Source organism: Streptomyces sp. NRRL S-87 (genome assembly GCF_000719335.1).
Taxonomy (GTDB): Bacteria; Actinomycetota; Actinomycetes; order Streptomycetales; family Streptomycetaceae; genus Streptomyces.
Genome location: NZ_JOGB01000220.1, coordinates 1 through 314, shown reverse-complemented (window position 1 = coordinate 314; position 314 = coordinate 1). Strand labels below are relative to the sequence as shown.

At 35.0% G+C, this 314-nt stretch carries 1 protein-coding gene; it reads right to left on the bottom strand.

What is annotated here, in order from left to right:
• A partial coding sequence (locus IF43_RS43360; RefSeq protein WP_234332660.1) for a hypothetical protein occupies positions 1-182 on the bottom strand: 182 nt, incomplete at its 3' end.
• Between the last annotated feature and the right edge of the window lie 132 nt (positions 183-314).

Genomic DNA, 314 nt, shown 5'->3' with positions numbered 1-314 from the left:
GCAAAGTGAATTGCTGTTACTTGGCCAATAAGCTTAGTTTTAAGTGGTTCTAGAGGGTAAAAAGCATACTTTTCTATATGGATCAAATGTGGGTTTCCCAGTCTGAATCGCACATTCTTTAGCGAATTCTGTTCGTTCCAAGCTGGCAAAGCTTGTAGGAAGATGACTTTGAAGATAAACACACAGCTAGTGTTTTACAAAGTGAATTGTTCTTACTTGGTGATTAAGCTTAGTTTTAAGTAATTCTAGAAAGCATACTTTTCTATATAGACTAAAAATCCTTTTCCCAGTCTCAATCTCTCATTCTTTTTACA